Source organism: Streptomyces sp. NPDC050416 (assembly GCF_044458845.1).
GTDB lineage: Bacteria > Actinomycetota > Actinomycetes > Streptomycetales > Streptomycetaceae > Streptomyces.
Genome location: NZ_JBITII010000003.1, coordinates 238561 through 261125, shown reverse-complemented (window position 1 = coordinate 261125; position 22565 = coordinate 238561). Strand labels below are relative to the sequence as shown.

Below are 22565 nucleotides of genomic sequence, written 5' to 3'. Positions count from 1 at the left end.
CCGGTTCGACTGGCTCGATACCGCCGCCCGTGGCCGCAAGGGGCTGCGGCCCTGGTCCAGTTAACAGCCCGATAACTGAACGCATCTCTCCCTGTCCGGTCCCTTGACACCCCCGCCCGGACCGGAGAACCTTCAACACATCACTGGTGGGAGCGCTCCCACAGTACCTGACACATACACAACCCGCACGTTCCCCGCCCGAGCCGCAGCGAGTAAAAACGGGTCCAACAATGCAGTTGGCCGGGGGGTCGGCACGTCAGGGCAACAGGAGGACGACATGCGAGCACGCATCCGAACCGCCCGCAAGGCGATGGTCCTCGCGGCCGTCGCGTCGCTGGGCGCCGGGCTGCTGGCCGGCTGTGCCGACGACAACTCCGGCTCGTCGGACGGTGACGCCAAGGGCAAGACGACGATCTCGGTGGGGCTCTTCGGCACCATGGGCTTCAAGGAAGCCGGCCTCTACGCCGAGTACGAGAAGCTCAACCCGAAGATCAAGATCGCCGAGAACTCCGTCCAGCGGAACGAGAACTACTACCCGGCGCTGCTGAACCACCTCACCACCAACAGCGGTCTGCTCGACGTCCAGGCCGTCGAAGTCGCCAACATCGCCGAGGTCACGGCCACCCAGGCCGACAAGCTCGAGGACATGTCCAAGGCTCCGGGCGTGGACAAGAGCAAGTGGCTGGACTGGAAGTGGCAGCAGGCCACGACCAAGGACGGCAAGACCATCGGCCTCGGCACCGACGTCGGCCCGATGGCGATCTGCTACCGCACGGACCTCTTCAAGCAGGCCGGTCTGCCCACCGACCCGGCCGAGGTCGGCAAGCTGTGGACCGGCGACTGGGCCAAGCTCGTCGAGGTCGGCGAGCGCTACAAGGCGAAGGCCCCCAAGGGCACCTACTTCATGGACTCCCCCGGCGGTCTGATCCAGGCGGTCCTGGGCAGCGAGAAGGAGAAGTTCTACGACGCCTCCGGGAAGGTCATCTACAAGACGAACCCGGCCGTCAAGGCCGCCTTCGACCTGACCGCGGATGCCGCCAAGAAGGGCCTCGTCCAGTCGGAGACGCAGTTCCAGCCGGGCTGGAACTCCTCCATCGCCAACAACAAGTTCGCCGCCATCGCCTGCCCGCCGTGGATGCTCGGCACGATCAAGGGCTACTCGAAGCCGGACGCGGCCGGAAAGTGGGCCGTGGCCACCGCGCCCAAGGGCGGCAACTGGGGCGGCAGCTTCCTCACCGTGCCGAAGAGCGGCAAGCACGTCAAGGAGGCCCAGAAGTTCGTGGCCTGGCTGACCGCGCCGGAGCAGCAGGCGAAGCTGTTCAAGGTGCAGGGCAGCTTCCCGAGCACCCCGTCCGCGTACACGATGCCCGAGGTGACGGGCGCCAAGAACGAGATGACGGGTGACCAGCCGATCGGTGCGATCTTCGCCGAGGCCGCCAAGACCGCCCCGGTCCAGGTGATCGGCCCGAAGGACCAGATCATCATGCAGGGCCTGACGGACAACGGCGTGATCCTGGCGACGAAGGGCAAGTCGGCCAAGGAGGCCTGGGACTCCGCCGTCAAGACCATCGACAACAAGCTGGACCAGTGACCCGTATGGCCATCCGCCACGACACCGCCGCGCCCCCCGCCGAGGGGGGCGCGGCCCCGGGCCGCCCGCCCGCGGATTCCGTGTCCCTGGAGAAGGAGCGGCGGCGCCGGGACCGGCTGTCCCGCCGCTGGCAGCGGGACATCCGCTGGAGCCCGTACGCCTTCGTCTCGCCGTTCTTCCTGCTGTTCGTCGCGTTCGGCCTGTTCCCGCTGATCTACACGGGCTGGGCCTCGCTGCACCAGGTGGAGCTGACCGCGCCGACCGACATGAACTGGGTCGGGCTGCGCAACTACACCCGGATCTTCGACGACGAGTTCTTCTGGAACGCGGCGAGGAACACCCTGACCATCGGCATCATCTCCACCGTCCCGCAGTTGCTGATGGCGATGGGCATCGCCCACATCCTCAACTACAAGCTGCGGGCCTCGACCTTCTTCCGGGTCGCGATGCTCGCGCCGTACGCGACGTCGATCGCCGCCGCCTCGCTGGTGTTCGTGCTGCTCTTCGGCCGTGACTACGGCATGATCAACTGGGCGCTCGACATGGTCGGCATCAACCCGGTCGACTGGCAGAACGACAAGTGGTTCTCGCAGATCGCCGTCTCGTCGATCATCATCTGGCGCTGGACCGGCTACAACGCGCTGATCTACCTGGCCGCGATGCAGGCGATCCCGCAGGACCTGTACGAGTCGGCGGCGCTGGACGGGGCCAACCGCTGGCAGCAGTTCATCCATGTGACGCTGCCGGCGCTGCGCCCGACGATCCTGTTCACCTGTGTCGTGTCGACGATCGGCGCGAGCCAGGTCTTCGGCGAGCCGCTGCTGTTCGACGCCAACAAGGGCACTTCGGGCGGCGCGGAGCACCAGTTCCAGACGCTCGGTCTGTATCTGTACGAGCAGGGCTGGGTCGCCCAGCACCTGGGCCGTGCCTCGGCGATCGCCTGGACGATGTTCCTCATGCTGATCGTCATCGGCATCGTCAACTACGTCATCTCGCGCCGGCTGCGCGCCAGTAGTTAAGGAGTTCCGGCCGTGACGACGACTGTGACACCCCAGGACGCCCCGCCGCCCGGCGCGGCGCCCGTGAAGGAGTCCAAACGCCCCCGCCTGCCGAAGTCCGCGCGGGCCGGCGGGACGTTGCACGGCGGTCCGATCGCGTACGCGGTCCTCATCGTGTTCACGATCGTCTCGCTGTTCCCGCTGGTGTGGACGGCGATCGCCGCCTCGCGTGACAACCAGCGGCTCGCGCAGACGCCGCCGCCGTTCTGGTTCGGCTCGGGTCTGTTCGACAAGCTGGAGATCGCCTGGAAGGACGCCAATCTGGGTGAGGCGTTCCTCAACACCACCATCGTGGCGGGGATTTCAGCGGCGACCATCGTCTTCCTGTCGACGATCGCCGGTTTCGCCTTCGCCAAGCTGCGGTTCAGGGGCCGTGGCGCGCTGATGCTGATCGTGATCGGCACGATGATGGTGCCGCCGCAGCTGAGCGTGATCCCGCTGTACATGATGGTCGCCAAGCTCGACTGGACGGACCAGCTGCAGGCGGTGATCCTGCCGTCGCTGGTGAGCGCGTTCGGTGTGTTCTTCATGCGGCAGTACCTGATCCAGGCGCTGCCGGACGAGATCATCGAGGCCGCCCGGGTCGACGGGGCGAGCAGCTGGCGTGTGGTGTGGCACGTCGTGTTCCCGGCGGCGCGGCCGGCGATGGCCGTGCTCGGGATGCTGACGTTCGTGCAGACCTGGAACGACTTCATGTGGCCGTTCCTGGTGCTGACTCAGATGGGCAACCCGACCGTGCAGGTCGCGGTCGCGGGGCTGGGGCGCGGTTACACGCCCGACCAGTCCCTGATCATGGCGGGCGCGCTGCTGGGTACGCTGCCGCTGCTGCTGGTCTTCGCGATCTTCGGCAAGCAGATCGTGGGCGGCATCATGCAGGGCGCCGTGAAGGGCTGACGCCCTGTTTCCCGGGGCCGGACCGGCGCTGCTCCGGCCCCTCCTCCCCTTCTTCCTCCCCCTCCTCCCCCCTCCACCGTCGGTCTCCACGACCCCCAATGGGAGCGCTTCCATGCCTGACTCCGAGAACCCGGCCACTGCGGTGACCTTTCCTCCCGCCTTCCTCTGGGGCGCGGCGACCTCCGCGTACCAGATCGAGGGCGCGGTGCGGGAGGACGGCCGTACGCCGTCGATCTGGGACACCTTCAGCCACACGCCGGGCAAGACGGCCGGTGGCGACACCGGTGACATCGCTGTCGACCACTACCACCGCTACCGCGAGGACGTGGCGCTGATGGCGGAGCTGGGCCTGGGCGCCTACCGCTTCTCCGTCTCCTGGTCGCGGGTGCAGCCGACCGGCCGGGGTCCGGCCGTCCAGAAGGGCCTGGACTTCTACCGCCGGCTGGTCGACGAGCTGCTGTCCAAGGGCATCAAGCCGGCCGTCACGCTCTACCACTGGGACCTGCCGCAGGAGTTGGAGGACGCGGGCGGCTGGCCGGAGCGGGACACGGCGTACCGTTTCGCGGAGTACGCGCAGATCGTCGGCGAGGCGCTGGGCGACCGGGTCGAGCAGTGGATGACGCTCAACGAGCCGTGGTGCAGCGCGTTCCTGGGCTATGCCTCCGGGGTGCACGCGCCGGGCCGGACGGATCCGGCGGCGTCGCTGCGTGCCGCGCACCATCTGAACCTGGCGCACGGGCTGGGCGCGTCCGCCCTGCGGTCGGTGATGCCGGCCCGCAACACGGTCGCGATCAGCCTCAACTCCTCAGTGGTCAGGCCGCTTTCGCAGAGCCCGGCGGACGTGGCTGCGGCCCGGAAGATCGACGACCTGGCCAACGGTGTCTTCCACGGCCCGATCCTGCACGGCGCGTACCCGGAGTCGCTGTACGTGGCGACGGCGGAGCTCACGGACTGGAACCACGTCCTCGACGGCGACCTGGCGCTGATCAACCAGCCGCTGGACGCGCTGGGCCTCAACTACTACACGCCCGCGCTGGTCTCGGCGGCCGACCCGGCGGCCAAGGGGCCGCGCGCCGACGGCCACGGCTCCAGCGAGCACTCGCCCTGGCCGGCCGCGGAGGACGTCGCCTTCCACCAGACGCCCGGCGACCGCACCGAGATGGGCTGGACGATCGACCCGACCGGGCTGCACGAGCTGATCATGCGCTACACCCGGGAGGCGCCGGGCCTGCCGCTGTACATCACAGAGAACGGCGCGGCCTACGACGACAAGATCGACTCGGACGGCCGGGTGCACGACCCGGAGCGCGTCGCCTACCTGCACGGCCACCTGTCGGCGGTTCGCCGCGCGATCGCCGACGGCGCGGACGTCCGCGGCTACTTCCTGTGGTCCCTGATGGACAACTTCGAGTGGTCGTACGGCTACGGCAAGCGCTTCGGCGCGGTGTACGTGGACTACGCGACGCTCGAACGCACCCCGAAGTCCAGCGCCCACTGGTACGCCCGAGCGGCCCGGTCGGGCACGCTGCCGGAGGTGGAGGCCGTCTAGCCACTGCGGGGGCGGGGGGACGGGGCGCGGCACTGATAGGGGAGTGCCGCGCCCCGGCATGACCTCCGGCCCCGGGCGTCGCTACACGCCGACCAGGCGCACCCTGTCCCCGCAGAGCTTGGCCATGCCGTCGAGGTCGGAGGTGAGCATCACCACCGGGCGGTGCTGGCGCAGCGCCGTCTCGGCAACGGCGGCGCCGATGGCGTACTTGTGGCCGTGCAGCCCGGCACTGATGAGTAGGGCCGTGGCGGCTTTGGCTTCCTCTTCGCCGATGGGCACGATCCGGATTCCGGACAGCACCCAGGCGAGCCGCGCCTTGTCCGTCCGACGGTGCACTGCCTCGGTGATCGTGAGCGCACTGATGACCACCTCCATGCCCCGCCTGCGCGCTTCGGCGACGAGAGCGACGACAGGCTCGTGATCATCGACGAGCTTGGACAGACCTTCGCAGTCGAGGACCAGGGTGCCCTCGTGACTCAGCTTGCGGCGGGCCACTGGCCCTCTTCGCTGAACACCTCGTCGAAGACGCGACGCGCCCGCTCCTGTTCATCCGCGGAGACGGGGCCCCTGCGCTGTTCGTAGTCGGCCAGGTACTCGTCCAGGATCTGACCGCGCAGCTCACGCTCCACCGCCTCGGTGATGAAAGCGGAGAACTGCCGCTGGCCGACGCGCTTGCGGATCGCCTCGGCCGTTCCCTCCGGGAGGGAGAGGCTGACCCGGGTCGCCGGCCCTTCACCGATGCCGTACGAGGTCTCACTCATGCCACGACATTATCAAACGAGTAGGAATCGAGACCGTTCGTTCACCGTGTCGCTCCCGCTTCAACGCGCCGCTGCCGACAACAGCCGGCGGGTCGTCGTCACGCCCCACTCGTCGAGCGACAGCAGGCGGTCGCTGGAGGCCATGAGGCCTGCGGTGGACTCCACGTGTGCCGCCCACTGTGCGCGGGTCTCGACGGCCGGGCGGGCCATCAGGCAGTCGGGGTCGTTGGTCCACAGGCGGTCGTGCTGCCACTGGCGGGCCGCGCCCGTGAACTCGGCCGGGTCCTGGCCCGGCTGGGAGTAGTCGTCGGCCTCGGGGCGGCGGTGGGGGGCCGTGTCGGGGCTGACGCGCATGGCGTCGAACAGGCCGATGGAGGGGAGCATCGGGGCGCCGCAGCCCAGGAGGTAGGAGTCCGGGCCGATCGCGTCGCGGATCAGGCGGATGCCGGAGCGGTACGCCGTGAGGGGGTCGACGTCCGCGTGGCGGATGCCGTCCAGGGCGCCCGCGTAGAGGAAGTCGGTCTTGAAGTAGTCGTAGCCCTCCGCGCGCAGGGTGGTGAAGACCTCGGTCAGGTACGCCGCCGCGTCCGGGTGGGTGGTGTCCAGGACGCGCAGGTCGTGGCCCCAGTTGCGGCCGGCGTGAGCGAAGCCGCCGGTGGTGTCGCGGACCAGCCAGTCGGGGTGTTCGGCGGCCAGGTCGCTCGCGGGGTCGACGAGGAAGGGGGCCGTCCAGATGCCGGCGCGGCGGCCGCGGGAGCGGATCTTGTCGGCGATTCCGGCGCGGGAGCGGAAGCGGCCGGAGAGGGTGAGCCAGTCGCCGAGGGCCCGCTGGTAGCCGTCATCGATCTGGACGACGTCGAGGGGCAGGTCGAGGGTGTCCATCGCGCGGAGGTTCTCGTGGATGTCGTCCTCGGTGACCTCAGTGAAGTACTCGTACCAGGAGCACCAGACGGTGGGCGCCGGGCGCGGGGCCGCGACGCCGAGACCGGAGGCCCAGTCGCCCAGTACGGACTGGATGTCCTCGCCCGTCCACTCCTTCACCGGGCCGTCCGCGCTGACCTCCGCGACTCCGCCCCGTACGGCGAGCCGGATCGACGGCACCTCGCGCGTCGGCTCGGCCGCCGCCCACAGCCGGACCGGTGAGCCGTCGCCGGGGTCGAGCGCGAGCAGGCCCTCGCCCTGGAAGACGCCGGCGGGGACGGTGACGCCGGGCCGGTAGCAGACCGTGGCCCAGTTGGTGTTGGCCGGGCGGTGGGGCGCCGTGGCGAGGGCGTAGGCGCCGCTGGGGCTCCAGGACTGCCAGCCCTCCTCGTGGACGCGGGCGCGGCGGCGGTCGACGGGCACGGAGGCCAGCGGCGTGAAGGGGTGCTGCACGGTGATCTCTTTCGGGAGGGTCAGCCCTTGTTGGCGCCCAGGGTCAGGCCGCTGACGAACTGGCGCTGGAGCACGAAGTAGACGATGAGGGTGGGGATGGCCGTGAGCAGGGCTCCGGCCGCGACCAGGTTGGGGTCGGTGAAGTACTGGCCGGAGAGGTTGTTCAGCGCCGAGGTGATCGGCATGTTCTCGCCGGTGGAGATCAGGACGATGGCCCAGAAGAAGTCGTTGTAGATCCAGATGGAGAGCAGGGTGGCGAGGGCGGCCATCGCGGGCTTGCACAGCGGCAGCACGATCTGCCAGTACAGCCGCCACACGGAGGCGCCGTCGACCAGGGCGGCCTCGGTCAGTTCGTGCGGCAGCGAGCGCATGTAGTTGCTCAGCACGAACGCGCAGAAGCCGGACTGGAACGCCACGTGGATCAGGACCAGGCCGAGCGCGGAGTCGTAGAGCTTGCCGGACATGGTGATGCCGGGCAGGTCGATCAGCAGATACAGCCGGTACAGGGGGGTGATGATGACCTGCTGGGGCAGCAGGTTGCCGGCCGTGAACACCAGCAGCAGGAACAGGTTGAGGCGGAAGTCGAAGCGGCTGACGTAGAAGGCGACCATCGACGACAGCAGCAGCGTCAGCAGCACAGCCGGCACGGCGACGATCAACGTGTTGCCGAAGTAGTGCAGCATGTCCGACTGCTGGAAGGCGTTCGAGAAGTTGTCGAAGCTCAGCTTGTCGGGCCAGGAGACATAGCCCTTCGTGCTGGTCTCCGAGTAGGGCCGCATCGCCGCGAGCAGCGCCCACAGCAGGGGCGCCAGCCAGGCCAGCGCCGTGACGGCGAGGAAGGTGTGCAGCAGGATCCGGGCGGGGCGGATGGGGGTGCGCTGCTTGTGAGCGCCGGCGACGGTGCTCATGCGCGCCGCTCCTTCCGGAAGGTGGCGATCAGGTACGGGATGATCACCGCGAGCGAGATCACCAGGAGGACGACGGCGATGGCGGAGCCGTATCCGATCCGGCTGGACTCGCCGATGATGTTGTTGGTCACCAGGATCGACAGCAGTTCGGTGCCCTGGGCGCCCTTGTTGAAGACGAAGACCAGGTCGAAGGCGCGCAAGGCCTCGATGATCGTGACGACCAGGACGACGGTGTTGGTGGGCCGCAGGGTCGGGAAGACGACGTTCTTGAACGTCTGCCACTCGTTGGCGCCGTCCAGCGAGGACGCTTCCCGCAGGGCGGGGTCGACGCCCTTCAGGCCGGCCAGGTAGAGGATCATCATGTAGCCGGCGTGCCGCCAGGAGGCGGCGACCAGGACGGCCCAGAGGTTGAGGTCCGGGTCGCCGATCCAGTCGATGTAGTGGCCGGGCTTGTTGGCTCCGATGAGACTGTTGATCAGGCCGGTGTCGGGGTTGTAGACGAGCTGCCAGACGAACCCGGTGACCGCCAGCGACACCACCACCGGCAGGAAGAACGCGGTCTGGTAGACGCGGCTGAAGCGGATCCTCTTGTCCAGCTGCACGGCCAGGAACAGGCCGAAGGGCGTGGGCAGCAGGATGAGCACGACGAACCAGATGACGTTGTGCTCGACGGCGGGCCAGAACTGCGGGTTGCTGGTGAACAGCTGCCTGAAGTTCTCCAGGCCGACCCAGTGGATGGTGTCGAAGCCGATGCCGTCCCAGCTGGTGAAGGCCAGCGCGATGGAGGCGAGGGCCGTCAGCCACACCAGGGCGACGTGCAGGATCGTCGGCACGCCCGCCATCAGGCCGAGCGTGATGCGGTCGCGGTGGGTCAGCAGGCGCCTGTGCCCGTGGGGCACCTTGGCGGTCGTGGACGCGGGAGCGGGCCCCGGAGCCGGCTCGTCGGCCGTCTCCGGGACCTTGGCGGGGGTGGCAGTCATGTCGGATCCGAGTCGTCGATTCTCCGTTCGGTCAGGAGGAGGCGAAGATCGTCTTCTTCTGACGCTCGATCGACGAGAGGATGCTGTCGACGTTCTTGGGGTTGCGGACGAAGTTCTGGAGCGCGGGCTGCATCACCGTGGAGGTGAAGTCCGGGCGGGAGTCGCGGTCCATGAACTGCGTCAGGCTCTTCGCGCTGGAGATCATCTCGAAGGACTTCTTCTGGAGCGCGGTGTAGGAGGCGGTGTCGGCCTTGGTGGAGGCGGCCACCACGCTCGAGTCGGCCTTGAGGTAGATCTGTTCGGCCTCGGGGGCGCCCAGGTACTCCAGCAGCTTGGTGGCGCCGTCGCGGTTCTTCGGGGCCTTGGAGAGCATGAAGCCGTCGGTGGGCGCCTCGACGGTGTCCTGGCCGAACTGCGGGTCGATCTCCGGGAAGGCGAAGAAGTCGAGGTCGTCCAGGTCGGCCTTGTTGGTGAACTGCTGGCCGACGAAGGTGCCCAGCAGATACATACCGGCCTTCTTCGCCACCAGGGTCTGGGCCGCGTCCTGCCAGGTGCGGCCCACCGCGCCGTCCTGGTGGTAGGGGAGGATCTCCGTCCAGTGGTCGAAGACCTTGCGCACCTTGGGGTCGGTCCAGGAGGCCTTGCCCGCCATCAGCTCGACGTGGAAGTCGTAGCCGTTGGTGCGGAAGTTGATCTGGTCGAAGGTGCCCATCGCGGGCCAGGCGTCCTTGTCGCCGAAGGCGATCGGGACCAGCCCGTCCTTCTGCATCCGCTTGCACAGGGCGACGAAGTCGTCCCAGGTGGTGGGGACCTTGTAGCCGTGCTGGGCGAAGACGCTCTTGCGGTAGAAGACCGCCCACGGGTACGTGTACAGCGGCACGAAGTAGTACTTGCCGTCCTCGCCCTTGCTGAGCTTCTTCATCGCGTCGGGGAAGTTCCCGCCGATCTTCTGCCACACGTCGTCGATCGGGCTGGCCAGCTTCTTCGACGCGAAGAACTGCATGCGGTACCCGGCGAACCAGGTGAACACGTCGTCGGGCGTGCCCTGGAGGTAGGAGTTGATCTGCTCCTGGAACGTGTTGTGGTCCTTGGTGTTCACGTCGACCTTGATGCCGGACTTCTTCGTGAAGGCGGCGTAGATCTCGGCGAACGCCTTCTTCGGCACCGCGTCCGAGGAGTTCGAGCCGAGGCTGACCGTCTTCGGGTCGGCGGCCGCACCGCTGCCGCCACAGGCGCTCAGCAGGGGTATTCCGGCGCCGATCAGGGCCGCGCCGCCTATGCCGCGCAGGACCGAGCGGCGGCTGGCGGCGGGGAGGGAGAGTCCGGAAGGAGAGAGGTCGTGCATGAACGGCTCCTGAGGGCAGGGTTCGGCCACGAGCGTGTGGCGTGAAATCCAGTCTTAATCGACCAGAAATCAACTTGACCGAACACGGTGGCGCAATAACAGCCGTATGTCCGGTCATGCGTCAAGGGTCATCTCCTTCATTTGTCGAAACGTGACCGACCCGTGAGCGTGACCGGCCGTCGGAGAGGTCAGACGGAACGGGAGCGGTTGTATGCGGCAACCAGCCTGCCCCGCCGCCGGCGCCGCACCGGCCCGCGGTGGCCCCTGCGGCTCACCGGCGCCCGGCCGTCCAGCTGGATCCAGATCCGCACCTCGGTCCCGCCGAGCACCGAGGAACCGATCCGTACGTCCCCGCCGGTCGACTCCGCGAGCCGGCGCACGATGTCCAGCCCGAGCCCGGTCGAGCCGTCGGTCCCGGAGCCGCGGCCCCGCGCCATGGCGGCCCGGGGGTCGGGTATGCCGGGGCCCGCGTCGGAGACGAGGACGATCACCGCGTCCTCGCCGTTGTGCACGTCGACCGCGAAGGCGGTTCCCTCCGGGGTGTGCCGGAAGACGTTGCCGAGCAGCGCGTCGAGCGCGGCGGCCAGGTCGGCGCGGGCCACGGGTATGCGCACCGGCCGGTCGGCCCCGGACACCCGCCACTTGCGGCCCTCGTCCTCCGCGAGCGCCGACCAGAAGGCCATCCGCTCGCGGACCACCTCGGCGGCGTCACACCCGGCGCCCGGGCCGGCCGCGGCCGTCTGCGGCTTGGCCTCCCGGGCCGTACGGATGATGGTGTCGACCTCGCGCTCCAGCTGCTCGACCGCGGTCCGGGTCTGCTCGGCGGCCGGTCCCTCGCCGAGCGAGGCGGCGTTGAGCCGCAGCACGGTCAGGGGCGTGCGCAGCCGGTGGGACAGGTCGGCCGCCAGCTCCCTCTCGTTCGCCAGCAGCTGGACGACCTGGTCGGCCATCGAGTTGAACGCGACCGCGGCGAGCCGCAGTTCGGTCGGGCCCTCCTCGGGCACGCGGGCGCCGAGCCTGCCCTCCCCCAGGTCGCGGGCCCCTTCGACCAGGCGCTTGGCGGGCCGGACCATCCGCACGCCCAGCCGGTCGGCGACCGCGACCGAGCCGAGGACCAGCGCGACACCGACCCCGGCGAGCACCGCCCAGGCCGTGCCCACGCCGTTGGTGACCTCGGCCTCCGGCACGTACACCTCGACGACCGCGATCTCGCCGGTGCTGAGCGCGACCGGCTGGAGCAGCGTCGAACCGCCGGCGACTGCCGTGGTGGAGGCGCGGCCCAGCTTCCGCACGGCGGCGATGTCCTCGTCGGCCGCGCGCTGCCGCCCGAGTTCCAGGGCCTCCTGGCCGTCGCCCGTCGGTATGTGCACGGCCATCCCGGCGTCGGAGCCGGCGGAGGCCACGACCCGTTCGAGCTGATCGCGGTCGGTGGTGATGGACAGCGCCGGGGCGACGGCCGCGGCCTCCCGCTCGGCATTGGAAAAGGCGCGGTCCCGGGCCATCTCGCGGATGACGAGTCCGAGCGGCACCGCGAAGGCGAGCACGACCATGGTGGTCACCGCCAGCGACACCTTGACCAGGGCCCACCTCATCGCGGCGCCTCCGCCCCCGGCGGTTCGAGCTTCACACCGACGCCCCGAAGGGTGTGCAGATAGCGGGGGCTGGCGGCCGTCTCGCCCAGTTTCCTGCGTAGCCAGGACAGATGGACGTCGATGGTCTGGTCGTCGCCGTACGACTGCTGCCAGACCTCGGCGAGCAGTTCCTTGCGGGGAACGACGACCCCGGGGCGGCGGGCCAGGAAGGCGAGCAGGTCGAACTCCCGGCGGGTGAGGTCGAGCCGCGCGCCGTCCAGCTCGGCCTGGCGGCGCAGCGGATCGACGGTCAGGCCGCCCACCCGGATCACCGGGGACGGCTCCCCTTCGCCCGGGCCGGAGCGGGCGCGGCGCAGCACGGCCGCCATGCGGGCCGACAGGTGCTCGACCGAGAAGGGCTTGGTCAGGTAGTCGTCCGCCCCGGCGTTCAGCAGCCGGACGATCTCCGCCTCGTCGTCCCGGGCCGTGGCGACGATCACCGGCACGTCCGTGATGCCGCGCAGCATCTTCAGGGCCTCGGAGCCGTCGAGATCGGGCAGTCCGAGGTCCAGGATCACCACGTCGAAGCGGACATGGGCGACCTCGCGCAGCGCCTCCAGCGCCGTCCCGACGCTGCGTACGGTGTGCGAGGCGTCGGTCAGGTGCCGGATGAGCGCCGAGCGTACGAACTGGTCGTCCTCGACCACGAGCACACTTGCCATGCGCCGCACCGTACGCCATCTCGAACAGCCGGGTGCGGGCCTGTGGACAACTCCGCGCCTGGGGACAACCGGCCCCATCAGACTCCCGTTTGTGGACAACGCGTGGGACGCGTGAGGCAGTATGACCGGCGATGCGCAGAGGACTCCTACACGTACTGGCATGGCTGCTCGCCACGGGCGCGGCGGTCACGCTGTCGTGGTGGGGTGTCCACACGGTGATGACGGGCACGGCCTACGATCCGCCGCGCGCCCTGCCCGTCAAGGCCGCCGATGCGCCCAGGCCGGAGTCGGAGCCGCCGCCGACGCCTTCGCAGCGAACGAGTCCGCGACCGCGCCGGACGCCGAGTCCACCGCCATCGCCCACGGCCGGAGAGCCGAGCCCGACCCCCACACGTTCCCCCAGTCCCTCCCCCACGGCCACCGGCGAGGTCAAGAGCTACGACACCGAGGGCGGCCGGGCGGTCTTCGACCTGGGCAGGACCTCCGCCTTGCTCGTCTCGGCCACTCCCGGCGCGGGCTGGTCGATGCAGGTGTGGAAGACGGAGTCGTGGATCCGCGTGGAGTTCTCCTCGGGCGCGGACCGGGTGTCGGTGTTCTGCACCTGGCACGACGGACCGCCGCGCGTGGAGATCGGGACCTACTGAGTGCCGTACGGGTGCGTGCTTACGGGTGCGTGCCGCAGGGGCTCACCGGAAGACCGAAGCGGGCGGCGCGGGGGATGCCACGGCCGCGATGTCCGTGACGGGTGCGGCCCCACCGGTGAAGTCGGTGAGCGTCCTGCCGTGCTCGACCCGGCCGGGATGTGGGTCGCAGGCGGCGCGGCGGGTCAGTTCGGCGACGGGCAGCGGCTGGTCGGAGGCGACCAGGACGGCGTTTCCGAAGCGTTTGCCGCGCAGCACCGTCGGGTCGGCGACCAGCGCGAGCTGTTCGAAACGGGCGGCGGCGGTGGCGATCTGGCCGCGCAGGTGGGCGAGCGGCGGCCCGTCGGCGAGGTTGGCGGCGTAGATCCCGCCGTCCTTGAGGGCCCTGCGCACGTCGTCGAGGAACTCGGTGGAGGTCAGATGGGCCGGGGTCCGGGCACCGCTGAACACATCGGTGATGACCAGGTCGGCCCAGCCGTCCGGAACCTTGGCGAGACCTTCACGGGCGTCGACGGACCGCACCCTGATACGCGCGTTCGCGTCCAACGGCAGCTCGCGACGGACCAGTCGGACGAGGCCGGCGTCCCGTTCGACGACCTGCTGGGTGGAGCGGGGCCGGGTGGCGGCGACGTACCGGGCGAGGGTGAACGCCCCTCCGCCGAGGTGCACGGCGTGCACGGGCCGGCCCGGCGGGGCGACGAGGTCGATGACATGTCCGAGCCGGCGCTGGTACTCGAAGGAGAGGTACGCCGCGTCGTCCAGGTCGACGTGCGACTGCGGGGCCCCGTCGATCACCAGGGTCCAGGCCCGGGCCCGGTCACGGTCGGGGATGAGCTCGGCGAGCCCGCCGTCGACACTCTCGACGACGGCTTCCCCACCGGCCTGCCCGCGCCGACCGCTCCTGGACTTTCCCATGGGGTCATTATCGGGGTCGGGCTGCTAAGCAGGGCGTACGGTTCCCCGGGCGCCACCGCCCACCCCGCCTCACGTGGCCGCCTCGGCGGCCCGCTCCCGCACTCACCGCCCCGCCGGACCTCGGCGTCTAGCGACTGTCAGACAGGCCTAGCGGCAGCTGTCCGCCGCCCTGATCGTCCGGGCCGCCTCCCCGAGGGCCTTGCGCAGCACCACCGGGTCCGTCGCGAGGTCCGCCTCGCCGGGCGGCAGCAGCCAGTCCGAGCCCTCCACCGGGGGTTCGGGGGCCAGGGGCAGTCCGCGTCCGTCGGTCTGAGTGCAGGTGCTCCCCGGCACGTCCCACGCCTCGGCCGTCCCCGGCGGCACCAGGAAGCCCAGCGTGTCACCGCCGTCGTCGTGCAGAACGGGCCCGACCGCTTCCCCGGCCCCGCGCCGCAGGATGTCGACCGCCTCCAGCCCCTGCCGCGCCGGCACCGTCACGACGTCGCAACCGGCCGACGGTGAGCTCGGCGGCGTACCCGGCGGTGTACGAGGATCGTTGATCTGGCTGGTCTCCATCCCGGCCTCCACCACGGAACCCCTGCTTGGACGAGCGGTCGGGAGTCGGGGGCCTCCCGGTCCACAGGGTTCAACGCGGCAGACCGTCAACGGCTACGGCGGAAGTCAGCCGCAAAGGATGGCACTTCATGGCAGATCACGGATGAGATATCCGGTTTGTAGCCAAACTCAGCGTGAGGGCTCCGGCACAGCAGGTACGTTCTTGCCCGCCGGACACGGGGCAGACCATACGGGACAACACGTACAACTCGCCCCGAACCGGCATGGTTCGACGGTTCGCACGAGAGGACCCGGCCATGGCGTCGTCAACGGTGACCTCGTCTCAACCCAACCGGCCACCACGGCCCAACCTCGCCTTCCGGCAGCTGCGCGGACAGCGCTCGCCGGCCGAGTTCGCCGCGTCGATCCGCCGGGCGGCCCTGGAGATCGGCGAGCAGGTCAGCTGTGACGCGCGGTACATCGGCCGGGTCGAGGCGGGCGAGATCCGCTGCCCCAACTACGCGTACGAACGGGTGTTCCTGCACATGTTCCCTGGCCGCACACTCACCGACCTGGGGTTCGCGCCCCGCTCATCGGTACGCGGACGCCGGGCGCGCGAGACCGAGGACGCGCCCCTGACGTGCACCCCGAACCCGGCGAACGCCACCCCTGAGACCAGCGGGGCGTGCGAGCCGTATGAAACGCAGAACCCGTACGACCCGTACCACCCGCACGACACCTACGAGGAGAGCGACGTGCTACGTCGCGCATTCATGACCGGCGGGGGCGCCACGGTGGCCGCCGCCTCGCTGGGACCCGTCGGCCTCGCCCCCGACGCCGCGGCGGCACAGCGCCCCGTGCGCCGCGCCGGAGCGAGCGACGCGGGTGCTCTGGAAGACGCCGTCCGCCGCATCCGGCTGCTCGACGACCGGCACGGGGCCGACGGCCTCTACCGCCGCGCGGCGGCCCCGCTGCGTGCCGCCTACGCCCTGCTGGACGCCGGTACGACCCGGCAGACGACGGCGGACCGGCTCTACTCGGGCGCCGGTGAACTCGCCATCTCCGTGGGCTGGCTGGCCCACGACTCGGGCCGCTTCGACGACGCCCGCTCCCACTACGCGGAGGCCCTGGCGACCGCCCGGATGACCGGCGACCCGGGACTGGAGGCGCACGCCTTCTGCAACACGGCCTTCCTCGCGCGCGACGCGGGCCGGCCGCGCGAGGCGGTCCGGGCCGCCCAGGCCGCACAGCGCGTCGCCCGGCCCGTCGGCTCGGCCCGGCTGATGTCGCTGCTCGCGCTGCGTGAGGCGGGCGGCTGGGCGGGCCTCGCCGACCGCGTCGGCTGCGAGCAGGCACTGGCCCGGGCGCAGGCCCTCTTCGACCGGGGCCCCTCGGACGAGGATCCTGAGTGGATGAGTTTCTACGGAGAGGCCGAACTGGAGGGCCTGGAGGCGCAGTGCTGGTCCACGCTCGGCGACTGGCCCCGGGCGGCCCGGCACGCGCGGCGGGCGGCGGAGCTCCAGGATCCGCACTTCACCCGGAACATCGCGCTGTACACGGCGGAGCTGGCGGACGACCTCGCGCGGGGCGGGCGGCCGGACGAGGCCGCCGTGGCGGGGATGCGGGTGCTGGATCTGCTGGAGGAGGTCCAGTCGTCCCGGATCCAGACGATGCTGGCGGCCACGGCGCGGGTGCTCTCGCCGCACCGGCGGGCGTCGGAAGTGTCGGCGTTCCTGGAGAGGCATGCGTCGACGCCGAGGGTGGTGTGACGCGCCGCCCCCAGCAGCACGACGGCCCGCCGCCAGGGGGCTACGGCGGCTAGGCGGCCACGGCGGCCAGGTGCCCGAGGTCGTTCCAGCTCTCGATCGCCGGCTCCCCGTAAGCCCACCCCAGCACCGACAGTGACGTCGGGTTCAGCCGTATCCGCGCCGCGAAGTCGATCGGCAGGCCCAGCCAACGCGCCCCGATGGAGCGCAGGATGTGCCCGTGGGCGAAGACCAGGACGTCCCGGTCCTCGGCGCGCGCCCAGGAGACGACCTCGTCCGCCCGGGCCGTGATCGCGGCGAGGGTCTCGCCCTCGGGGACACCGTCGCGCCAGATGAGCCAGCCGGGCCGGACGGCCTGGATGTCCGCCGGGGTCATGCCCTCGTACGCCCCGTAGTCCCACTCCAGCAACGCGTCCCAGGTCCGCGCGCGGTCGCCGAAGCCGGCCAGTGCGCACGTCTCACGCGCGCGTGCCAGCGGGCTGGTGCGCACCTCGACGCCGGGCAGGCCGTCGTACGGCGCCCGGTGCAGGCGCTCCCCGAGCAGCTCGGCCCCGCGCCGGCCCTCCTCCAGCAGCGGCACGTCCGTCCTGCCCGTGTGCTTGCCGGACAGCGACCACGCGGTCTGTCCGTGCCGGGCCAGCAGGATGCGCGGAGCCATGGGGGACCTTTCCGGGAGAAAAACGCGAGCGGAACTCCACCATCATCGCGCACGCTGGTCGCGGGCAACCCGGGGGGCGATCTCTGCGTCTTTGAGGTCCGGAGGGCGCCCCCAGGGGGCGCCCGTACGCCGTAAAGTGACACGACCGACCGGCCGGGAGCCGTGTGGAGACGAAGGGGGAGGGCGATCGGATGCCGCACACCGAGACACCGGGCACCGAGGCGGCCCCTGCGCTCCGGCTCCGCTGGTGGACGGAGCTGCCGCTGATCCTTCTGGTGTACGCGTGCTACACGGCGGGCCGGCTCCTCGCCCGGGGTGACGTGTCCGGTGCGGTCGACCACGGCCTGGCGCTCCTGCGCGTCGAGAAGGCGCTGTATCTCAACTTCGAGCACCCGCTGAACCGCCTCTTCACCCACGAGGCATGGATAGGCATACCGGCGGACTTCTGGTACGCGTCGCTGCACTACCTGGTCACGCCGGCGATCCTCGTGTGGCTCTTCCGCTCCCACGCGGTGCGCTACCGCGCCGCGCGCACGTGGCTGATGACGTCCACCCTCATCGGCCTGGTCGGTTTCACGCTGATGCCGACCTGCCCGCCCCGGCTCCTCGACGCGAGCCACGGCTTCGTGGACACGATGGCGCAGTACAGCTCGTACGGCTGGTGGGGCGGCGCGGCGAGCGCCCCGCGCGGCATGGGCGGGATGACCAACCAGTACGCGGCGATGCCGAGTCTGCACGTGGGCTGGGCCCTGTGGTGCGGGGTGATGCTGTGGCGCCACGGCGGTACGCGCACGGCGAAGATCGCGGGAGTCGCCTACCCGCTGATCACGACGATCGTGGTCATGGGCACCGCCAACCACTACTTCCTCGACGCGGTCGCGGGCGCGGCCGTCATGGGCGTCGGGCTGCTGCTGGCCCCGGTCGTGACGCGCGCGGCGGACCGGGTCAAGGCGCGTTTCGTGCCGCGTGTCGCACCGGTCACGGCGGCACCTCCCGCCGCGGGTTCCCCGATTGTCAGTGCCGGATGCCAGACTTCCGCGGGTGAGCGAATTCCACGGCAGCGCGAGTCGCGGCTCGGAGCGGGAGCAGAGCCGAGTGCCTCCCCCAAGGACGCGGGGGACGGCGCTCCGGCACCGGCTCGCTGAGCTGCGCGGTCCCGACGTACCGGCGAAGGCCCTGGACGCACGCGCGTTGGCGGCGCTGGCCGCCAACCCCGGTTGCGCGCGCAGAGCGATCCTCGACGGCGCCGGGGTGAACAAGGCGGCGCTGGCGAGCGCGCTGGGCTCGCCGTCGGCCTTCGGGCAGTCCCAGTTCGCGCTCACGCGGGGCAACGCGTTCGAGGCGAAGGTCAAGGCCGACGGCGGCGCGGAGCTGCTGCGGCTGGTGCACGAGAAGCTGGACCGGACGGCCGAGCCGCCCGCGGAGGCGCGCGTGCCCGACCTGACCGCGACCGGCCCCCAGGGGCGTACGGCCCGTACGGCGCTGGAGCTGCGCGAGGCCGCCGCACACCCGGGCGCCTGGACACTGCTCGACCACCCGATGCTCGCGCTGGACGTCGCGGGCTCCCCCGCGTTCCTGGAGCCGGACGCGGTCGTGGTGCACCCGGACGGCAGCTGGACCGTGGTCGAGATCAAGTCGTTCCCGCTGCTGGACGGTTCGGCGGACCCGGCGAAGGTCGGGGCGGCGGCCCGGCAGGCGGCGGTGTACGTGCTGGCGCTGGAGGAACTAGCCGGGCGAGTGCACCCCTCCCCGCGGGTGCGGCACCGGATCCTGCTCGTCTGCCCCAGGGACTTCTCCAACCTGCCGGCCGCGTCCGCCGTCGACATCCGCAAGCAGCGTGCGGTGACGGCCCGTCAGCTGACCCGGCTGACCCGCATCGAGGACATCGCCGAGACGCTCCCCGAGGGCACGTGCTTCTCCCCCGAGCTGCCCGCGGAAGAGCTGACGGCCGCCGTGGAGTCGGTCCCGGCGGCGTACGCGCCGGAGTGCCTGTCCGCGTGTGAGCTGGCCTTCCACTGCCGGGGCCGCTCCCGCGAGGCGGGCGCGGTGACCTCGCTCGGGCGGCCGGTGCGGGCGGAGCTGGGCGGGCTGACGACCGTGGAGGACGTCCTCGCGGCGGCCCGCGGCGAGGCGGGTGATCCCGGCGATCCGGCGGTGGCGGCCCTCCGGCGGGCGGCGGCCCTGCGCGCCGAGGCACTGGAGGCGGCATGTCGCTGATCTCCACCCTGGCCCGGCTCGAAGCGGTCAGCACGGGCCGCGCCCAGCCCGCCGCGACCGTCCGGCACCGGCACCTGTCCGACCACCCGCTGGTGTTCGTGCCGCTGACCACCGCCGGTGAGGCAGGTGCCCCGCTCGGCGCGCTGGTCGGTACCGACCGGGACGCGCCGCGGCTGCTGGTCGTCCCGCAGCCCCGCGACCGTGACCTCAGGTTCGCTTTCCTGGCGGACCTGGCCGACGTGGTGCTGCCGTACGTCGACGCGTACGCCGAGGTCGTGGAGGCCGCCGAGCGCACCGAGACCGACCCGGAGACCGGCAAGCGGGTCAAGGTCGAGGTCGACCTGTGCGCGGACGCGCCGCAGCTGATCGTGCCGAGCCGCGGGGGCATCGACCTGGTGCGGCTGCTGGGGCGCTCCATGCGGTTCCGGCGTACGGCGGAACAGGATCCGGAGACCCCGTATCCGGCGCCGACCCGGGTGCCGTTGCTCGGGCGGTGGCTGACGCACTTCGGGGAGCGGGCCCGGGTGCCCGGCTCCTCCCTGCTGCTGGCCATGACCGACGTACTGGGCCGGCACTGGGCGACCGGGCAGTCCACGCTGGAGGACCAGCACCTGGGGGCGCTGCTCGCCTGGATCGACCCGCCGGAGGGCCTGACCGGTGCCGAGGCGGCGCTGCGGGCCGAGCTGGAGCGGGACGCGCAGGGCCAGCTGAGGTGTCCCCCGGCCGGTCCCGCGACGGACCCGGCGTTCGACAACAAACTGCTCGCCCCGGCCATCGAGCGTTACGACCGGGCCCGCACGGCCCTGGCCGCAGCCGAGGACGGTCTGGAGGCCGACGACCGGCTCGGCGCGCTGGCCGCCGCCGAGCGGGAGATCCGGGACCTGGTGCTCAGCCGTACCCTGCCCACCTGGGAGAAGGTCTGGCAGGGCCTGGACCTGCTGCGGGAGCTGCCCGAGGGGGCGCATGTCGGGGAGCGCTGGACCCGCGACCGCTGGTCCTTCACCGGCCACCGCGACCGGGTCCTGGCCGGCGAACCCCCGCAGCCGCGCCGCGACGACGCGGTCACCGCGGCGAACAAGCTCGCCACACGCGAGCGCGAGCAGGCCCGGCTGGAGGCGCAGGAGGCCCTCGACGACCCGCTGGTCATGGCGGGGCGGCGGCTGTCCGGGGAGGCGTTCGCGGGTGAGGTCACGGACGTCGTGATGGCGTTCAGCGAGGGCAAGCGGCCCAGCCCGCGCCCCCTGGTCACCGTGCGCACGGACGACCGGCCGCATCTCGGGGAGCGGACGAAGGTGTACCGGTCGCTGGGCGGGAAGCCGCAGTCGGCGGAGTTCGTCGGGACCGAGGAGGACGGCGGGTACGTCGTGCTGCGGATCCTCGACAAGATGGGCCGCGGCAAGGAACCCGAGCCGGGGTCGGTGCCGGAGAAGGGCGACCGGGTCTGCTTCACGCTCTTCGAGCACGAGCAGCGGGGCGGGGCCAAGCTTCCCGACCCGGAGGAGACACCCTGGACGCACGGTGGGCCGCCCGGTGAGGCGACCCTGGAGGCCGCCGACCCGGTGACCGCGGAGGACCTGCTGTGACGACGCTCTTCGATCCCGCCGCCGCGGCGGCCCAGGCCACCGACGCGATCCTCCACGACACGCTGCACGGCACCGCGCGCGGTGTCGTCGTCGACTCCCCGCCCGGCGCCGGCAAGTCCACGCTCGTGGTCCGCGCGGCCCTGGAGCTGGCCGAGGCCGGCCATCCGCTGATGGTGGTGGCGCAGACCAACGCGCAGGTCGACGACCTGGTCCTGCGACTCGCCGAGAAGAACCCCGAGCTGCCGGTGGGCCGGCTGCACAGCAGCGACGCCGACCCGTACGACAAGGCGCTCGACGGCCTGGACAACGTCCGCAAGTCGGCGAAGGCGGCCGACCTCGCCGGTTTGGCCGTGGTGATCTCGACGGCGGCGAAGTGGGCGCATGTGAAGGCCGACGAGCCGTGGCGGTACGCGATCGTCGACGAGGCGTACCAGATGCGCTCGGACGCGCTGCTCGCCGTGGCCGGGCTGTTCGAGCGGGCGCTGTTCGTGGGCGACCCGGGGCAGCTGGACCCGTTCGCGATCGTGGGCAGCGAGCAGTGGGCGGGCCTCACGTACGACCCGTCGGCCTCGGCGGTGACGACCCTGCTCGCTCACAACCCGGACCTGCCCCAGCACCGCCTGCCGGTGTCCTGGCGGCTCCCGGCCTCCGCGGCGCCCCTGGTCTCGGACGCCTTCTACCCGTACACGCCGTTCCGCAGCGGCACCGGCCACGGCGACCGCCGCCTGTCCTTCGCCGTGCCGTCGGACGGCTCGGGCCCCGACCGGGTGATCGAAGAGGCGGCCGAGTCGGGCTGGGGCCTGCTGGAGCTGCCCGCCCGGCACACCCCGCGCACGGACCCGGAGGCGGTCCGGGCGGTGGCCACGGTCGTACGGCGCCTGCTGGACCGGGGCGGCGCGGCGACCTCGGAACGCTCACCCGATCCCACCCCCCTGTCCGCGGACCGGATCGCCGTCGGCACGGCACACCGGGACCAGGCGGCGGCGGTGCGCGCGGCCCTGACCGACCTCGGCGTCACCGACGTGGTCGTGGACACGGCGAACCGGCTCCAAGGCCGCGAGTACGACGTCACGGTGGTCCTGCACCCCCTCTCCGGCCGCCCCGACGCCACGGCCTTCCACCTGGAGACGGGCCGCCTGTGCGTCCTGGCCTCCCGCCACCGGCACGCGTGCGTCGTGGTCTGCCGGGCGGGGGTCGGCGACCTGCTGGACGACTATCCGTCGACGGAGCCGGTACAGCTGGGGACGGTGGTGAAGTTTCCTGATGGATGGGAGGCGAATCACGCGGTGCTGGCACATCTGGCCGAACACAGGGTGCCGTGGCGGCCATGACCCCCACCAGCGGACACCCCACCCCTCCGCCGGCCGGAGGCCGGCACGCCGCCGGCAGCGGCCGATGAACACAGCCTGATGGATGGGAGGCGAATCACGCGGTGCTGGCACATCTGGCCGAACATCGCGTGTCCTGGCAGCCGTGACGAACGCCCGGTGGTGTCGCA

21 protein-coding genes are annotated in these 22565 nt (G+C 71.3%); 10 read left to right on the top strand and 11 right to left on the bottom strand.

The window, feature by feature from the left end; all coding sequences use genetic code 11:
* The first annotated feature begins 277 nt into the window (after positions 1-277).
* The 4 genes from ACIBL4_RS10795 to ACIBL4_RS10780 all read left to right on the top strand — a co-directional run bounded on the left by ACIBL4_RS10795 (position 278) and on the right by ACIBL4_RS10780 (position 5092).
* Complete coding sequence (locus ACIBL4_RS10795; protein WP_399408520.1) at positions 278-1591, top strand: extracellular solute-binding protein; 1314 nt, start codon at positions 278-280, stop codon at positions 1589-1591.
* A gap of 5 nt (positions 1592-1596) precedes the next feature.
* A complete protein-coding gene (locus ACIBL4_RS10790) occupies positions 1597-2610 on the top strand; it encodes a carbohydrate ABC transporter permease (protein ID WP_399409317.1) in 1014 nt (337 codons plus the stop codon).
* A 12-nt stretch (positions 2611-2622) separates the two neighbouring features.
* A complete protein-coding gene (locus ACIBL4_RS10785) occupies positions 2623-3543 on the top strand; it encodes a carbohydrate ABC transporter permease (RefSeq protein WP_399408518.1) in 921 nt (306 codons plus the stop codon).
* Positions 3544-3655: 112 nt separating this feature from the next.
* On the top strand, positions 3656-5092 hold the full coding sequence (locus ACIBL4_RS10780; protein WP_399408516.1) for a GH1 family beta-glucosidase: 1437 nt from the start codon (positions 3656-3658) through the stop codon (positions 5090-5092).
* An 81-nt stretch (positions 5093-5173) separates the two neighbouring features.
* Here ACIBL4_RS10780 and ACIBL4_RS10775 read toward each other — a convergent pair whose 3' ends face one another.
* The 8 genes from ACIBL4_RS10775 to ACIBL4_RS10740 form a co-directional block, all read right to left on the bottom strand.
* Positions 5174-5587, bottom strand: a complete 414-nt coding sequence (locus ACIBL4_RS10775; RefSeq protein WP_399408514.1) for a DNA-binding protein — start codon at positions 5585-5587, stop codon at positions 5174-5176.
* The gene (locus tag ACIBL4_RS10770) at positions 5569-5853 is read right to left on the bottom strand and encodes a hypothetical protein (protein ID WP_399408512.1); all 285 of its coding nucleotides are present in this window, start codon (positions 5851-5853) and stop codon (positions 5569-5571) included. The genes ACIBL4_RS10775 and ACIBL4_RS10770 overlap by 19 nt, the downstream gene beginning before the upstream one ends.
* 60 nt (positions 5854-5913) lie before the next feature.
* Positions 5914-7227, bottom strand: coding sequence for a glycoside hydrolase family 36 protein (locus ACIBL4_RS10765; RefSeq protein WP_399408510.1), 1314 nt, complete (start codon positions 7225-7227; stop codon positions 5914-5916).
* A 20-nt stretch (positions 7228-7247) separates the two neighbouring features.
* The gene (locus ACIBL4_RS10760; RefSeq protein WP_399408508.1) at positions 7248-8135 is read right to left on the bottom strand and encodes a carbohydrate ABC transporter permease; all 888 of its coding nucleotides are present in this window, start codon (positions 8133-8135) and stop codon (positions 7248-7250) included.
* Positions 8132-9115 (bottom strand): carbohydrate ABC transporter permease, encoded by a 984-nt coding sequence (locus tag ACIBL4_RS10755; protein ID WP_399408506.1) that lies wholly within the window; start codon positions 9113-9115, stop codon positions 8132-8134. The genes ACIBL4_RS10760 and ACIBL4_RS10755 overlap by 4 nt, the downstream gene beginning before the upstream one ends.
* Before the next feature lie 31 nt (positions 9116-9146).
* A complete protein-coding gene (locus ACIBL4_RS10750) occupies positions 9147-10460 on the bottom strand; it encodes an ABC transporter substrate-binding protein (protein WP_399408504.1) in 1314 nt (437 codons plus the stop codon).
* Positions 10461-10648: 188 nt separating this feature from the next.
* Positions 10649-12052 carry a sensor histidine kinase gene (locus ACIBL4_RS10745; RefSeq protein WP_399408502.1) on the bottom strand — a complete coding sequence of 468 codons (1404 nt, stop codon included), beginning with the start codon at positions 12050-12052 and terminating at the stop codon, positions 10649-10651.
* A complete protein-coding gene (locus ACIBL4_RS10740) occupies positions 12049-12753 on the bottom strand; it encodes a response regulator transcription factor (RefSeq protein WP_399408499.1) in 705 nt (234 codons plus the stop codon). The genes ACIBL4_RS10745 and ACIBL4_RS10740 overlap by 4 nt, the downstream gene beginning before the upstream one ends.
* Before the next feature lie 131 nt (positions 12754-12884).
* Between ACIBL4_RS10740 and ACIBL4_RS10735 the strand changes: the two genes are divergently transcribed.
* Entirely contained in the window at positions 12885-13397 is a 513-nt protein-coding gene (locus ACIBL4_RS10735; protein ID WP_399408497.1) for a hypothetical protein, read from the top strand.
* Positions 13398-13439: 42 nt separating this feature from the next.
* Here the strand turns inward: ACIBL4_RS10735 and ACIBL4_RS10730 are convergent, their stop codons facing one another.
* The gene (locus ACIBL4_RS10730) at positions 13440-14309 is read right to left on the bottom strand and encodes a spermidine synthase (RefSeq protein ID WP_399408495.1); all 870 of its coding nucleotides are present in this window, start codon (positions 14307-14309) and stop codon (positions 13440-13442) included.
* A 147-nt stretch (positions 14310-14456) separates the two neighbouring features.
* On the bottom strand, positions 14457-14864 hold the full coding sequence (locus tag ACIBL4_RS10725) for a hypothetical protein (protein WP_399408493.1): 408 nt from the start codon (positions 14862-14864) through the stop codon (positions 14457-14459).
* Between the two features lie 296 nt (positions 14865-15160).
* Here ACIBL4_RS10725 and ACIBL4_RS10720 point away from each other — a divergent pair, with 296 nt between their 5' ends.
* A complete protein-coding gene (locus ACIBL4_RS10720) occupies positions 15161-16612 on the top strand; it encodes a hypothetical protein (protein WP_399408491.1) in 1452 nt (483 codons plus the stop codon).
* A 49-nt stretch (positions 16613-16661) separates the two neighbouring features.
* Here ACIBL4_RS10720 and ACIBL4_RS10715 read toward each other — a convergent pair whose 3' ends face one another.
* Entirely contained in the window at positions 16662-17267 is a 606-nt protein-coding gene (locus ACIBL4_RS10715; protein ID WP_399408489.1) for a histidine phosphatase family protein, read from the bottom strand.
* Between the two features lie 191 nt (positions 17268-17458).
* Here ACIBL4_RS10715 and ACIBL4_RS10710 point away from each other — a divergent pair, with 191 nt between their 5' ends.
* Genes ACIBL4_RS10710 through ACIBL4_RS10695 form a run of 4 tightly spaced genes read left to right on the top strand, consistent with a single transcriptional unit; the run spans position 17459 to position 22398 of the window.
* On the top strand, positions 17459-18412 hold the full coding sequence (locus ACIBL4_RS10710; protein ID WP_399408487.1) for a phosphatase PAP2 family protein: 954 nt from the start codon (positions 17459-17461) through the stop codon (positions 18410-18412).
* Positions 18363-19484 carry a hypothetical protein gene (locus ACIBL4_RS10705; protein WP_399408485.1) on the top strand — a complete coding sequence of 374 codons (1122 nt, stop codon included), beginning with the start codon at positions 18363-18365 and terminating at the stop codon, positions 19482-19484. Before ACIBL4_RS10710 ends, ACIBL4_RS10705 begins: the two co-directional genes overlap by 50 nt.
* Entirely contained in the window at positions 19475-21067 is a 1593-nt protein-coding gene (locus ACIBL4_RS10700) for a hypothetical protein (RefSeq protein WP_399408483.1), read from the top strand. The genes ACIBL4_RS10705 and ACIBL4_RS10700 overlap by 10 nt, the downstream gene beginning before the upstream one ends.
* A complete protein-coding gene (locus tag ACIBL4_RS10695; RefSeq protein ID WP_399408482.1) occupies positions 21064-22398 on the top strand; it encodes an AAA family ATPase in 1335 nt (444 codons plus the stop codon). Before ACIBL4_RS10700 ends, ACIBL4_RS10695 begins: the two co-directional genes overlap by 4 nt.
* The last annotated feature ends 167 nt before the right edge of the window (positions 22399-22565 follow it).

Coding starts and splice junctions, on each gene's coding strand:
- ACIBL4_RS10745 (WP_399408502.1), bottom strand. CDS start 12,052: ATGAGGTGGGCCCTGGTCAAGGTGTCGCTGGCGGTGACCACCATGGTC.
- ACIBL4_RS10740 (WP_399408499.1), bottom strand. CDS start 12,753: ATGGCAAGTGTGCTCGTGGTCGAGGACGACCAGTTCGTACGCTCGGCG.
- ACIBL4_RS10725 (WP_399408493.1), bottom strand. CDS start 14,864: ATGGAGACCAGCCAGATCAACGATCCTCGTACACCGCCGGGTACGCCG.
- ACIBL4_RS10760 (WP_399408508.1), bottom strand. CDS start 8,135: ATGAGCACCGTCGCCGGCGCTCACAAGCAGCGCACCCCCATCCGCCCC.
- ACIBL4_RS10700 (WP_399408483.1), top strand. CDS start 19,475: ATGTCGCTGATCTCCACCCTGGCCCGGCTCGAAGCGGTCAGCACGGGC.
- ACIBL4_RS10770 (WP_399408512.1), bottom strand. CDS start 5,853: ATGAGTGAGACCTCGTACGGCATCGGTGAAGGGCCGGCGACCCGGGTC.
- ACIBL4_RS10790 (WP_399409317.1), top strand. CDS start 1,597: ATGGCCATCCGCCACGACACCGCCGCGCCCCCCGCCGAGGGGGGCGCG.
- ACIBL4_RS10755 (WP_399408506.1), bottom strand. CDS start 9,115: ATGACTGCCACCCCCGCCAAGGTCCCGGAGACGGCCGACGAGCCGGCT.
- ACIBL4_RS10735 (WP_399408497.1), top strand. CDS start 12,885: ATGCGCAGAGGACTCCTACACGTACTGGCATGGCTGCTCGCCACGGGC.
- ACIBL4_RS10750 (WP_399408504.1), bottom strand. CDS start 10,460: ATGCACGACCTCTCTCCTTCCGGACTCTCCCTCCCCGCCGCCAGCCGC.
- ACIBL4_RS10730 (WP_399408495.1), bottom strand. CDS start 14,309: ATGGGAAAGTCCAGGAGCGGTCGGCGCGGGCAGGCCGGTGGGGAAGCC.
- ACIBL4_RS10720 (WP_399408491.1), top strand. CDS start 15,161: ATGGCGTCGTCAACGGTGACCTCGTCTCAACCCAACCGGCCACCACGG.
- ACIBL4_RS10795 (WP_399408520.1), top strand. CDS start 278: ATGCGAGCACGCATCCGAACCGCCCGCAAGGCGATGGTCCTCGCGGCC.
- ACIBL4_RS10715 (WP_399408489.1), bottom strand. CDS start 17,267: ATGGCTCCGCGCATCCTGCTGGCCCGGCACGGACAGACCGCGTGGTCG.
- ACIBL4_RS10710 (WP_399408487.1), top strand. CDS start 17,459: ATGCCGCACACCGAGACACCGGGCACCGAGGCGGCCCCTGCGCTCCGG.
- ACIBL4_RS10780 (WP_399408516.1), top strand. CDS start 3,656: ATGCCTGACTCCGAGAACCCGGCCACTGCGGTGACCTTTCCTCCCGCC.